Below are 11,356 nucleotides of genomic sequence, written 5' to 3' on the forward strand. Positions count from 1 at the left end.
CACAATGTCAGATGCCATAGGCAAAACGCAAACGCTTCAAGATGTCATCGACCCGGCCCGTGCGAACGCTCTGTTAGCCGCCCTCGGCAAGCCCGAGCGTTTGAGCAGCGGCGACCCGCTGGCTCCTTTCTTTCACCACATCTACTTTTGGGACGCACTAGCCCCGGAGGCATTAGGCCGAGACGGGCACCCTGCCACCGGTGGATTCATTCCAGATGTCGGTCTGCCGCGTCGGATGTGGGCATCGGGCAAGCTCACCTTTCACCGCCCCCTTTTGGCAGGCGTGAGAGCAGAAAAGATCAGCACGATTGAATCCGTCACCCACAAAGACGGACGCAGCGGACCGCTAGCTTTTGTGCGCATCCGGCACGACATCAAACAGCGTCACACGCTCGCTTTGACCGAATGGCAAGACTTGGTGTACCGAGAAGACACCCCACAAGCCGCCACCACGCCGCCACAAGCCCCTGATGGCGAAACCCGTTTGCGGCACGTGGACTTCGACAGCACATTGCTCTTTCGCTACTCGGCGCTCACCTTCAACGGTCACCGCATACACTATGACGAAGCCTACGCCCGCGGCATCGAAGGCTATGACGGTCTCGTCGTCCACGGACCACTCATTGCCCAATTGCTGATGCTCTTTGCAGTTGAACACAACGGACCGCTCACCAAGTTCTCCTACCGCGCCACAGCACCCCTTATGCACACCGAACGCGCAACACTCTGCCTACAAGGCCGCAATGCCTGGGCCAGAGGGCCAGACGGTCGGCAACTGATGCTGGCCGATTTCGCTTAAAGGTTACAGCTGACGTCAAAGTCGTCCGGATAGGTCACGCGACCCTCAAGCACCAAGTCGACCATCGCCTCGCCGACTTTCGGGGCCATGCCAAAGCCGATCTTAAAACCCCCGTTGGCTACATACGCACCATCGATCTGTGGGTGTCGCCCCAACATCGGCGCTCGGCTCCGGCTGCGCGGCCTGACACCAGCCCACCGCTCCAAAACCTCAGAATCTGCCAACACTGGCATAGCGGCGCGCGCCTGATCTAGAACGTCGTCTAATGCTGCATCCGTTGCATCCGGCTCATTGAACTCACGCTCGGACGTAGACCCGACCGCCACTGACCCGTCTAAATGCGGAATGATGTGAAGCGCATCGGCAAAGAGCTGCGGCGCACCCGCCGCATCATACCGCACCAAAGCCGCCTGCCCCTTCACGCCATTCCCAATCTGACGAGGGGCTTTGTCGGACATCTCGACCAAGCCCTGCCAACCCGTCGCCCAGACCACGGCTCCCTCGTCAGACCCGTCAGAAGCAATCTCACCACCCAAACCGCGCAGCGCATCGGCCAATGCCCTTGTTGCAGATCGCGGATGGATCAACGCCGAAAGTGTATCGCGCACCAAAAAGCCAGTGCCCGAAGGCGGTTCCCAAGCCGCGCCGCTCGCGTGAACAACCTCCCAAACGGCCTGCCCTTGCCACAGCTCTTGCGAAGTTTCCTCCCGCGCCCGCGCCAACTCAACCGCGTGGTCATCGGCCAAAGGCTGCAAACGCCCGCTGCGCACATATCCCGTCGACAAGCCGGACCGGTCTTCAACCTCGGCCCAAAACGCCTCCGACATCATCAGGCTTTCGAATTGAAACTGCTTCTTCGCGTTCCAATTCTCCGGCACATGTGGGGCCAATGCTCCGACCAATCCACCGCTTGCGCCAGCGGCTACTCCATTCGGGTCAATCACCCGCACCCGCGCCCCGCGCTTGGCGCAGGCATAGGCGACCGACAGGCCGAACACGCCGGCCCCTTTTACGGTCACATCCACAGTTGCCATTCGCCAAACCCCGCGCCATCTTCGCGCAAACACCTAAGGCAAATCACCATGACCGACCAGACCGCACAGCTTGAATGGCGCGACACCGACGCCGGTGCGGTCCCGATCTCGACCCGCTTCGACGATCCCTATTATTCGCTCGATAATGGGCTGGCCGAAACGCAGCATGTCTTTCTGTCGGGCAACGACCTGCCAAACCGCTTCACCGATGGGTTTCACATCGCCGAACTTGGCTTCGGTACCGGCCTCAACTTCCTCGCCACGCTGCAGTCCTTCCGCGCATCGGGCACCGAGGGCAAACTGCGCTTCACAAGCTTTGAAGCCTACCCCATGGCTTTCGCTGACCTGCAACAAGCGCTGCAACCATACCCCGACCTCCCGACAGATGTCTTCGCCTCAGACCCCACGGACGGCCTTAGCGGAGAGGACTTCGATTTGACCGTCATCACCGGCGACGCCCGCGAAACTCTTCCCAACTGGCAAGGCCAAGCCGACGCATGGTTCCTTGACGGGTTTTCGCCCGCCAAAAACCCCGAACTCTGGGACGACGCCCTGATTAAAGAGGTCGGCCGCCACACCAAACCGAATGGCACCTTCGCGACCTACACCGCCGCCGGCCATGTCCGACGCGCCCTCACGGATGCAGGGTTCCAAGTTGAGCGAGCCAAAGGCTTTGGCCGGAAGCGTCACATGAGCGTAGGGACAAAACGCGATGCAGAATAACCTCCGCCTCGGCATCGCATTCATGTGCCTCACCGCGTTCATCTTCGCGGTACAGGACGGCATTTCTCGCCACCTCGCAGATGCCTACAACGTCTATATGATTGTAATGATCCGCTACTGGTTCTTCGCCGCCTTCGTGATCGCCGTCGCCCGTCGCCAGTCGGGCTCGATCAAAGCTGCTGCTGCCACTAGCCAGCCAATCCTGCAAATGGTCAGAGGCGCGCTGCTCGCATTAGAAATCTGCGTGATGGTATCGGCTTTCGTGATCCTCGGCCTCGTCGAAAGCCACGCGATCTTTGCATGCTACCCACTTCTGATCGCCGCCCTTTCTGGCCCGATCTTGGGCGAACGCGTCGGCTGGCGCAGATGGGCCGCCATTGGCGTCGGCTTTATCGGCGTGCTTATCATCCTGCAACCGGGCCGCACCGTCTTTGCAGCCGGAGCCGTCATCCCCTTTGCCTCCGCCACCATGTTCGCACTTTACAGCCTGCTCACCCGCTACGCCGCACGCAAGGACACCGCCGCCACCTCTTTCTTTTGGACTGGCACCGTCGGAGCGGTCGTCATGTCTGCCATCGGTATCTGGTTCTGGGAACCCATGACCCCGCCCGATTGGGCGTGGATGGCCGCCTTGTGCGTCACCGGGGCCTTAGGTCATTGGGCGCTGATCAAAGCCTATGAAGCGGCAGAGGCCAGCGCGATCCAGCCCTTCGCCTACTTACAAATGGTCTTTGCGATCTTCATCGGCATCAGCATCTTCGGCGAAACATTGGAGCCCCATGTCGCGCTTGGTGGCGTGATCATCGTGGCCGCGGGCCTCTACACTCTCTTCCGAGCCCGTCGAGCCTAAGGCCTGACCCGAGGCCGTACCTGATCATCACCCGCAGACCGAACCACAACTCCGTCGGATCCACCAATGATCCCGAAATCCGGCCGCGCAATAGGCCGCACCAAGGGTTTGAACCCGGTCAAAAGTTCCGTGAATTGCACCGGCCCAACTTCGCCCGTCAATCGCGCCTGATAAATCGGGATCGATTCCGTCACCCGCATCACATAATTCCGCGTCTCCCGAAACGGGATGTGCTCTATCCAGTCAATCACATCCACGTCGCCCAAACGCGGGTCACCGCGTTCGCTCATCCAAGCCTCTGGCCTGCTGGGTCCAGCGTTGTAGCCCGCTGCAATTTGCACCGGTGAAAACCCAAACCGATCTTCCAGCCCTTGCAAATACTGCGCCCCCAAACGTGCATTATACTGCCAATCCGCCGTCAACCGGTTCCGGCTATATGGCAGATCAAGCGACCCCGCGACCTCCTCTGCCGTGGCTGGCATCAACTGCATCAATCCAAGCGCCCCGACGGGGCTGCCCACCACCGCATTGAACTCACTCTCACGACGCGCAATTGACAAGGCCAGTTCCGGTTCCGAGGGCAGATCGAGAACAACAAGATCGTGAATCGGGAAGTAGTTCGACGGAACGATAACCCCCCGCACCACACCTTGCTTGCCGAGGATCAGCTCGTAAAAACTCTCCCCCATCTCATCGAGCAACCCACCGAGCCGCGCCAAATCCTCTTCATCCAGCGTCCGACCCAATTCAGCAAAAAACGTCACCGCAGCCCCGCGTTCCCCTGCCTCTAGCAAGGTCAAAGCCGCCCGAACCAACTCATTCTCGAACAGATCAGTCTCACGCCACTCCCGATCATCCTGCTGCCCTGTCCAAGCAGCGCTCAAAGGACGCGACAGTTTTTCTGACGCCATCAATCCATAGAACGCCGATTGATGCTCTGCCGCGCGTTGATAGGCCGCCGTGGCATCCGCCATGCCCAACACATCAAACGCTCGACCGGTCCAATATTCCATCCGTGCTATGGAAATCGGAGTATCCACCGCCGCCCGCGCTGTTTGGAAATGCCCAATCGCTGCACCGGGCTCGTTCAAATACGTCAGCGCGATATAACCCGCCAACCATTCCAAATCCGCAAAAGAAGACCCTTCGGTCAAAAAATGCTCAGACGCCAAACGATAGGCCCGCTGCGGGCTCCCCTCTCGCATCTCTCGCCGCGCAATCGACCGCCGCCAGCTTGACCAGCGAAATGGTTGCCCCAAAGCCTCGGCGCTAGTCGACTGACTCAAAGCCAAATCCCGCGCGTCGGCATAGCGCCTGCGATCCGCCAGCCAATTGAACCGATCATATTGAAGCGCAGGCGTGTCTCGAAGCGCAGGCGGTACCGCCTGCACCTTCTCATCCAAGTCAGATTGATTACGAATGTAGGCGATCCGCGCCTCAGCCAGCGCCCGCTGATCGTCAGGCAACAGATCCAGCATCCACCCCGCTTCTTCCGTCCGCCAGCGCCAAAGCAAGTTGTCCACCCGCTCAGGGTGTTTCGGCTCGACCACAGCAGAATAGCGCTCAAGAATAGCTTCCTGCCCCTCTTCCGTCAGCCGCAGTTCAACCCATGCCGTTTCAATCACGTCCTGTGCGAGTTCATTCAGCCCGCGCGCCTCCAGCGCCTGCGCCAACCGAACCGCCCCAATGCCGGTGCGCGGGCGAATGTCACCATACCAAAGCAACACCTCCCCCGGATCGGCATCTTCGGGGATCACTTCCTCCCCCCGCGACCTGATCCGCGACAGCCCGGGCCAGTCCGGTCGGCGCGCTAGGAAATCACGATACTCGGCAAAATCGCCCTCACCAGCGCGTAAGCGAAGCCATTCGACAACATCCGCCGTGACCTGATCCTCAAGCCGTTCTTGCACAGCCGCCTCAGCCTCCTCCCACTTGTCGTCTCCTGCGAGCCGAACAGCTTCAACCGCCTGCTCAGGCATCACCTGAGACACCGCTGCCGTCGCGCCAAAGAGCGCCAAAATCAAAAGGATCGTTCGCATTCTGCCCGCCTGCTCATTTTGGACAGCCTTAAGGCTAGAACGAGACCCCCATCAAGGCCATACAAATTCTTGGCATTCGGCAGAAAGCCGTCTAGTAGTGTCCGCGATTTTAGAGGGCTTCCGCCCATTCCAAACAAAGGAAACGCGTCATGTTTAAAGGATCTATGCCTGCACTCGTCACGCCGTTCTCGAACGGCTCGATCGATATCGACGCGCTGAAAAAACTTGTGGAATGGCACATTGCCCAAGGCTCGCACGGTCTGGTCCCAGTTGGCACAACCGGCGAAAGCCCAACGCTCAGCCACGAAGAACACGATCTCGTTGTCGAAACCGTGGTGAAGCAAGTCGCGGGCCGTGTTCCTGTCGTTGCTGGCGCTGGCTCCAACAACACCGAAGAAACCGTGCGCCTTGTCAAAGCAGCGAAAGCGGCAGGCGCAGATGCGGCTCTTGTTGTGACACCTTATTATAATAAGCCCACACAGCGCGGCTTGATTGCGCATTTCACAGCAGCAGCAGACTGCGGCCTGCCGATCATCATTTACAACATCCCTGGTCGGTCCGTCGTCGACATGACGCCGGATACCATGGCCGAACTGAGCAAGCATGAGATGATCGTCGGCGTCAAGGACGCTACCGGCGATCTGGCCCGTGTGCCACAGCAGCGCCATCGCAGCGGCAAAGATTTCATCCAGCTCTCTGGTGAAGACGCAACCGCCCTTGGCTTTAACGCACATGGCGGTGTTGGCTGTATTTCTGTCACGGCCAATGTGGCGCCAGCCCTCTGCGCCGAATTCCAAGACATGACCCTATCTGGCGACTTTGCGGGTGCATTGACTTTGCAAGACCGTTTGATGCCCCTGCACGAGGCCATCTTTGCAGAACCGGGTGTGTGTGGTGCCAAGTATGGTCTATCGCTCTTGGGGCATTGCAACGAAGATGTTCGGTCTCCGTTGACGCCCCTCACAGACGAAACCAAAGCGCAAATCAAAGACGCTATGGTCTTCGCTGGCCTGATAAACTAGCGACTCACAACAAAAATCCCTGAAATTCCCATCACGCCGCCGCGAGCGGCGTGACATGATTTGACATGTTTGCTCACGGCGGTGCGACTGAGCAGAAATAATGCATCATCACAGGTTTGAGGGTGCATTTTTTTCGTGATCACTGCGTCAGGTTTTGTGTCAAGATTGGTGTTGCTTCTGACCTGCAAACGAGCAGTTCTGCGCGCAGATAAGCTGCTTTCTGCGCGGAAATGCGCAGAAGCTGCCCAAAGGTCACCTTTGCGCTTTTTCAACCCCCATTACAGGTCAAATTCCGTCTCTTTTTCGTGATGGGCTTACCCCTTCACCAAACGCCTTTTCGACCTCAATTGTTCCTCATCAACCGCGGCACCTCCCGCCGCACAAACAAACTAAACTGGTCCTTTCGACCTCCCAAATGAAGGAACTAAAACATGTCTATCAAAATGATCGCACTTGCAGCAGCAACCGTCGCAGCAACAGCTTCCGCTGCTTCCGCAGACAGCTACTTCGGCTTCGAAGATCGTCTGGAAAACTCTTCCACATTGGAACTGGGAACAGTTCGCGCAGCAGCTGACGGCGTTGTTGAAATCTATGACGGCCGCTTTGGTAACCTCGGCGCTCTGCTCGGTACAGAAGAAGTTGCAGCCGGCGCTAACAAAGACGTTCGTGTGAACGTTGGCCACGGTCCAGATGCAGACGTTATCGCTGTTCTGAAAATCGACGGTCAGATCGTTGCTCAGCAAGAGTACGAAATCGACTAATCCCCCCCGGTTGGCCTGATCCCCTGTCTGTCCCCATGAATGGATCGGGCCAACCACCCTAACCTAACTAACGAAACCAAACCTCCCAAACCCTTTGAAAGGATACCTCCCATGTCTATCAAAATGATCGCACTCGCAGCAGCAACCGTCGCAGCAACAACAACAGCAGCATCTGCAGACAACTACTTCGCATTCGGCGACCGTCTGGAAAACTCTTCCACTCTGGAACTGGGCACAATTCGTGCAGCAGCTGACGGCGTTGTTGAAATCTACGATGGCCGCTTTGGTGACCTCGGCGCTCTGCTCGGTACAGAAGAAGTCATGGCCGGCGCTAACTCTGACGTACGTGTAAACGTAGGTCACGGCCCAGACGCTGACGTGATCGCCGTGCTGAAAGTCGACGGCCAGATCGTTGCTCAGCAAGAGTACGAAGTAAACTAATCTCCTTGGCAGCGCAGGCTCTTTCTTACCTGCCTGCGCCGCCACCCTAACCTAAACCAAACCTCCCAAACCCCTTGAAAGGATACCTCCCATGTCTATCAAAATGATCGCACTTGCAGCAGCAACCGTCGCAGCAACAGCTTCCGCTGCTTCCGCAGACAGCTACTTCGGTTTCGAAGATCGTCTGGAAAACTCCTCCACTCTGGAACTGAGCACAGTTCGCGCAGCAGCAGACGGCGTTGTTGAAATCTACGATGGCCGCTTTGGTGACCTCGGTGCACTGCTTGGCACACAAGAAGTTGCAGCCGGCGCTAACAAAGACGTTCGTGTGAACGTTGGCCACGGTCCAGATGCAGACGTTATCGCTGTTCTGAAAATCGACGGTCAGATCGTTGCTCAGCAAGAGTACGAAGTAAACTAATCCCCTAGGCGGCGCGGGCGCATTCTCTCCCTCACTGGCCCGCGCTGCCAACCATCACTCAGGAAACCTCCCTCTCTCATCCCAAACCTCCCCCAAAGGATACCTCCCATGTCTTTCAAAATGATCACACTCGCTGCCGCTACTGTTGCAGCAACCGCAACTGCCGCTTCTGCTGACAACTACTTTGCCTTTGGCGAAACGCTTGAGAACTCTTCCACACTAGAGCTCGGCACAGTCCGCGCAGCCGCTGACGGCGTCGTGGAAATCCGCACCTTCAATGGTGGCGTACCAGGCGCACTTCTTGGTACAGAAGAGGTTATGGCCGGCGCAAACTCAGACGTCCGCGTCAACATTGGTCACCGTCACAACCTCGACGTTGTCGCCCAGCTGGTGATCGACGGTCAGGTTGTTGCAAGCAAAGACTACGACCTCGAATAAGCTTTCTGGTTTGGTGTGCCACGCCGACGGGATGTGGCACCCAATCAGGCGCTGCCGACCCACGCGTCTGGGAGGTCTGCGGCGCGGCTGGCAGCGCCCTCCTTTCCCTCCTGGCCGATCCAGCTTCGACCTCCCCTAAGTCCTCTCCCCGTCAGCCCAGCTGGCGGGGCTCATGCTTTCCGCAGCCACCCGTCCTGAAATTGCACCTCTTGGCAGGCACCAAGCCCGCAGGCGCGCTGAAGTTCGGCATGCAACCGTGAAATGCGCCCAACTCCCATCCGAACGCCCTCTTCGGGCCAGAACGCCGTGACATTGAGAACTTTGCCCGGCCGATCGGCCTTCATATCGACCCGCCCGATCAACCGTTCGCCTTCCATCACTGGAAACACATAATAGCCGTAAGTCCGCTTTGCCGCTGGTACGAAGATCTCGATCCGATAGTTAAAGCCAAAGAGCCGCTCCGCCCTTTTCCGATCCCGCAAAGCCGGATCAAATGGAGACAAAAGCCGCACCCGCGGCGACAGCTCGTCAACCTGTTCGTCCATAAGTTCAGGTCGCGCGAAAGACCGCCTCAACGTCCCGTCGGTCCCTTCAACGTCGATTTCAACTATCCGCCCTTCCGACAGCTCCCGCGCGCACCATTCCTTGGCTTCCTGTTTTGTCACCGTCGCCCAAAACGCAGAGATCTCACCACTCGTCGCAAAACCCAGCCTGTCCAGCGCGGCATTACAATGCCAATCAATCGCGTCGCGTTCGTCGACATAGGCATTGAGATATTCAGGAGGAATCACCCGTTCGGTCAAATCGTAGATTTTCCGAAACCCTTCGCGGCGTACCACGCTCAGCTGACCAGAATGCCACAGATACTCCAACGCGGTCTTGCTCGGATGCCAATCCCACCAACCACCGGATTTCTTTTCCTCGTCACGGCCTACATCCGCACTGCAGCAACACCCTTCGTCGGAGATCTGCTTGAGGACACCGTGAGTCTTCTCCAGAAACCCTGCCCGCCGATCTTTCGCCCAGCGCGCCTCAAGTTCCTTTGCCGCGCGTTCAAACCTGATCCGCCACATCGGAAAGAACTGGATCGGAATGGTCGAGGCGTCATGGGTCCAATGCTCAAAGAGCTTGCGATCCCGTGACAGCAAGTTTTCCAAGGCTCGTGGTCGGTATTGCTGACGTCGCGACCACAAAATGAGATCATGCGCCCTCGCAAAGGTGTTTACGCTATCAAGCTGAACAAACCCAAGGTCTTCGATGACACCCGCCAGTTCATCGCCACGCCCTTTTCCCGAAGGTGCATTAGCCAACAAATGCCGCTGCAAAAATATGCGGCGCGCCTTTTGGTTGGTAAGAACAGGAATCGTCCTAGTCATCTATAGGAACAACACGCGCCTGCCGTAGCAATTCAATCATAATGGCCGAGATCAGACCCACATTCAGCAGCCCATTCACCGCTGTCATGCCACCCAGCAAACGCCATTGCTCGGGCAAGATCACGTCACCGTAGCCTAGTGTCGTATAAGACACGAGGCCGAAGTAGACAGCTTCTTCCATAGTGTCGAAAACAGCCAACTGCATGAAGCACCATGCCCAAAGCCAAACGCCCACTGTAATCTGCAAAAGAGCCCAGAGTGCCGCAACCATAAGAAATATAACAACTTTCAGCCCTTGCCGAAGTGTCGCAAGAAATCGATTTAATTGTCGCAGCGCAGACTCAATTAGCCAAAATCCGGCAGCAGAAAAAATCATCGACACCATAAGTATCGCCGCCCCGATACTGATTTGAACCAACATTGGCCTTTGCTCCCTTCCAGTCTTGTTTCACGAGATCGATTGTCCTATCTCTCGCCAACTATGGCTAAGAAACCGGAAAATAAGAACTACAAAGTTCTCGCTGAAAATCGGCGGGCCCGGTACGACTATGCGATTGAAGAAGATTTGGAGGTCGGGATCGTGCTTTATGGTTCCGAAGTGAAATCCTTGCGTCTTGGACAATCCAATATCGCTGACAGCTATGCCTCGGTTGATGATGGAGAACTTTGGCTGACCAATGCCTATATCGCGCCTTACGATCGCGCCATGTTCAGTCATGAAGAACGACGGAAGCGAAAACTCCTCTGTTCAAAACGCGAAGTCGCGAAACTCTGGAACGCGACCAAACGCGAAGGGATGACGCTTGTACCGCTTGTGATGTACTTCAACGACCGCGGCTTGGTGAAACTCAAGATCGCCACGGCCAAAGGCAAAAAGAACCACGACAAGCGGGCCTCCGATGCCAAACGCGATTGGAACAGGCAGAAGCAGCGGCTCTTGCGGCACGATAGCTAAAGCCACACCTTCCGAAAATTTCCAAAATTCCCCTTATTTCGAGCAAGTGGATCGTTAGCCTGACCTTAATCGCGAGTGACGGGCCGCGCCGCAGATTACCAAAAAAACAAGTTTCGGTCCGACAGGAAGGGAATGGGAACTATGGAATTGATTATTCAATTGATCGCTGGTGCGGTCGGCGGAAACGCGATTGGGGCAGCAGGCAAAAGCATGTCGCTCGGCACCGCAGGAAACACGGTTGTGGGTGCACTTGGGGGTTTAGGCGGTTCGCAATTGCTCGGAATGATCGGCGCGACCGCAGCTTCTGCAGGAGGAATTGACATCATGGGCCTGCTCGGCAGCGCCGGTGGCGGTGCCATTCTGACCGCAATCATCGGCTTGATCAAAAATAAGGCCATGAGCTAAGTTTAACGGACCTGAATTGTCTTACGGGCGTTCCGCAATGGAGCGCCCGTTTCTGCGCGCCAACCCTTGAACGGCGACCCTGCCCACGTTAG

The 11,356-nt window shown here is 57.2% G+C and carries 14 protein-coding genes; 10 read left to right on the plus strand and 4 right to left on the minus strand.

The features are described 5' to 3' along the window. Window positions 1-4 precede the first annotated feature (4 nt). The gene (locus tag BUA85_RS09045) at window positions 5-799 is read left to right on the plus strand and encodes an HTD2 family dehydratase (RefSeq protein ID WP_072900623.1); all 795 of its coding nucleotides are present in this window, start codon (window positions 5-7) and stop codon (window positions 797-799) included. Here the strand turns inward: BUA85_RS09045 and BUA85_RS09050 are convergent. After that, window positions 796-1,833, minus strand: coding sequence for an NAD(P)/FAD-dependent oxidoreductase (locus BUA85_RS09050; RefSeq protein WP_072900624.1), 1,038 nt, complete (start codon window positions 1,831-1,833; stop codon window positions 796-798). The genes BUA85_RS09045 and BUA85_RS09050 overlap by 4 nt on opposite strands. A gap of 48 nt (window positions 1,834-1,881) precedes the next feature. On the opposite strand from BUA85_RS09050, the gene mnmC2 reads away from it, so the two are divergent. Both mnmC2 and BUA85_RS09060 read left to right on the plus strand, forming a co-directional pair. Beyond that, window positions 1,882-2,556, plus strand: a complete 675-nt coding sequence (gene mnmC2 / locus BUA85_RS09055) for a tRNA (5-methylaminomethyl-2-thiouridine)(34)-methyltransferase MnmC2 (RefSeq protein ID WP_072900625.1) — start codon at window positions 1,882-1,884, stop codon at window positions 2,554-2,556. Next, on the plus strand, window positions 2,546-3,406 hold the full coding sequence (locus tag BUA85_RS09060) for a DMT family transporter (RefSeq protein WP_072900626.1): 861 nt from the start codon (window positions 2,546-2,548) through the stop codon (window positions 3,404-3,406). The genes mnmC2 and BUA85_RS09060 overlap by 11 nt, the downstream gene beginning before the upstream one ends. On the opposite strand, the gene BUA85_RS09065 is transcribed toward BUA85_RS09060, so the two are convergent. Then, entirely contained in the window at window positions 3,403-5,445 is a 2,043-nt protein-coding gene (locus BUA85_RS09065) for a lytic transglycosylase domain-containing protein (RefSeq protein ID WP_072900627.1), read from the minus strand. The two genes, BUA85_RS09060 and BUA85_RS09065, sit on opposite strands and share 4 nt — an antisense overlap. Before the next feature lie 149 nt (window positions 5,446-5,594). Between BUA85_RS09065 and dapA the strand changes: the two genes are divergently transcribed. The 5 genes from dapA (at window position 5,595) to BUA85_RS09095 (ending at window position 8,528) form a co-directional block, all read left to right on the plus strand. Then, window positions 5,595-6,467, plus strand: coding sequence for a 4-hydroxy-tetrahydrodipicolinate synthase (dapA, locus tag BUA85_RS09070; RefSeq protein WP_072900628.1), 873 nt, complete (start codon window positions 5,595-5,597; stop codon window positions 6,465-6,467). Window positions 6,468-6,898: 431 nt separating this feature from the next. Continuing rightward, on the plus strand, window positions 6,899-7,228 hold the full coding sequence (locus tag BUA85_RS09080; protein ID WP_072900630.1) for a hypothetical protein: 330 nt from the start codon (window positions 6,899-6,901) through the stop codon (window positions 7,226-7,228). A 111-nt stretch (window positions 7,229-7,339) separates the two neighbouring features. Next, window positions 7,340-7,669 (plus strand): hypothetical protein, encoded by a 330-nt coding sequence (locus tag BUA85_RS09085; protein ID WP_083526231.1) that lies wholly within the window; start codon window positions 7,340-7,342, stop codon window positions 7,667-7,669. A 91-nt stretch (window positions 7,670-7,760) separates the two neighbouring features. After that, complete coding sequence (locus BUA85_RS09090) at window positions 7,761-8,090, plus strand: hypothetical protein (RefSeq protein WP_072900631.1); 330 nt, start codon at window positions 7,761-7,763, stop codon at window positions 8,088-8,090. A 108-nt stretch (window positions 8,091-8,198) separates the two neighbouring features. Beyond that, a complete protein-coding gene (locus tag BUA85_RS09095; RefSeq protein ID WP_072900632.1) occupies window positions 8,199-8,528 on the plus strand; it encodes a hypothetical protein in 330 nt (109 codons plus the stop codon). 170 nt (window positions 8,529-8,698) lie between these two features. Here BUA85_RS09095 and BUA85_RS09100 read toward each other — a convergent pair whose 3' ends face one another. Beyond that, entirely contained in the window at window positions 8,699-9,904 is a 1,206-nt protein-coding gene (locus BUA85_RS09100) for a winged helix-turn-helix domain-containing protein (RefSeq protein ID WP_072900633.1), read from the minus strand. Beyond that, entirely contained in the window at window positions 9,897-10,325 is a 429-nt protein-coding gene (locus BUA85_RS09105) for an ion channel (protein WP_072900634.1), read from the minus strand. The genes BUA85_RS09100 and BUA85_RS09105 overlap by 8 nt, the downstream gene beginning before the upstream one ends. A gap of 60 nt (window positions 10,326-10,385) precedes the next feature. Here BUA85_RS09105 and smpB point away from each other — a divergent pair, with 60 nt between their 5' ends. Beyond that, window positions 10,386-10,859 (plus strand): SsrA-binding protein SmpB, encoded by a 474-nt coding sequence (gene smpB / locus BUA85_RS09110; RefSeq protein ID WP_072900635.1) that lies wholly within the window; start codon window positions 10,386-10,388, stop codon window positions 10,857-10,859. Window positions 10,860-11,000: 141 nt separating this feature from the next. Beyond that, window positions 11,001-11,264 (plus strand): hypothetical protein, encoded by a 264-nt coding sequence (locus BUA85_RS09115; protein WP_072900636.1) that lies wholly within the window; start codon window positions 11,001-11,003, stop codon window positions 11,262-11,264. Window positions 11,265-11,356 lie beyond the last annotated feature (92 nt).

This window comes from Cognatiyoonia sediminum (genome assembly GCF_900129845.1).
GTDB lineage: Bacteria > Pseudomonadota > Alphaproteobacteria > Rhodobacterales > Rhodobacteraceae > Cognatiyoonia > Cognatiyoonia sediminum.